A 1,072-nucleotide genomic window follows, 5' to 3' on the forward strand; every position below is an offset into this window, starting at 1 on the left:
GCGGCGCCGCCGCACGCGCGAGCGCCGCGGCATCCGCCGCCGGTGCGACGAGGACGGCGGTCGCACCGAGGAGCGGCGAGACGGCGGCACCGGCGACGGGCGCCGCGCCGGTCACCGCGAGCACGACCGTGCCCGTGCGCCGCGCCGTGGTGCTCGCCGAGGAGAACAAGATCCGCCAGGTCATCACCAACCTCATGGGCAACGCGATGCGGTTCACCGCCGACGACAGCCCCATCGAGATCCGCGTGTACGTCGACGACGCCGCCGAGCGCGCCCTGCTCGAGATCGTCGACCACGGCGAGGGCGTGCCCCCGCAGATCCGCGAGAAGATCTTCCAGCGCTTCTGGCGCGCCGACACCTCGCGCACCCGTGAGACGGGCGGCTCGGGCCTCGGCCTCGCGATCGTGTCGTCGATCGTGGCGGCGCACAACGGGCACGTCGACGTCGTCGAGACGCCCGGCGGCGGCGCGACCTTCCGTGTCGCGCTCCCCCTCGCGAGCTCGGCGGCGGCACCTCAGCCCCTCCCTGTCGAGGCCTGACCCGTCCTCGACACCGCCTCGCGCGTTCCATTCGACCCCCGAGCGGATGCCGCGCGCCCGCCACCGCGGGCTGATCCGTAGCGTCCTCCTCATCGCCGGCATCCCCGGTGCCACCGATCGAGAGGACTCCTTCCCATGACCAGGTACCAGGTCGACAGCGAGCAGGTCGCCGCCGCGACGCAGGGCGTGCAGGGCACCATCGGGCGCATCCAGTCCGAGGTCGCGTCACTGCTCGGGCAGCTGCACGGGCTGCAGGGCTCGTGGTCGGGCCAGGCCTCCACGGCGTTCCAGGCGGCCGTCGCCGATTGGCGGCTCACGCAACAGCAGGTCGAGCAGAGCCTCGGCGGTCTGAGCCAGGCGCTCGGCGCCGCGGCCACGCACTACGCCGAGGCGGAGCTCGCGAACGCTCGGCTGTTCCTGCGCTGAGTGCGCCCGCGCCTGCGGTGCGTCCCCGGCGCCTGCGGGGCGTGCCCCGCGCCTGGGGGGCGTGCCCGGCGCCTGCCCGGCGCGTGAGGCGCGCGCCCGCCACGGGG

At 75.3% G+C, this 1,072-nt stretch carries 2 protein-coding genes; both read left to right on the top strand.

Annotated elements, in window-relative coordinates:
* Positions 1–539 (top strand): sensor histidine kinase (locus tag EDM22_RS19270; protein WP_138708151.1); only part of this gene is annotated, 539 nt, incomplete at its 5' end.
* A gap of 135 nt (positions 540–674) precedes the next feature.
* Entirely contained in the window at positions 675–965 is a 291-nt protein-coding gene (locus EDM22_RS19275; RefSeq protein WP_122938706.1) for a WXG100 family type VII secretion target, read from the top strand.
* The last annotated feature ends 107 nt before the right edge of the window (positions 966–1,072 follow it).

The sequence above is a fragment of the Agromyces tardus genome (assembly GCF_003710805.1).
GTDB lineage: Bacteria > Actinomycetota > Actinomycetes > Actinomycetales > Microbacteriaceae > Agromyces > Agromyces tardus.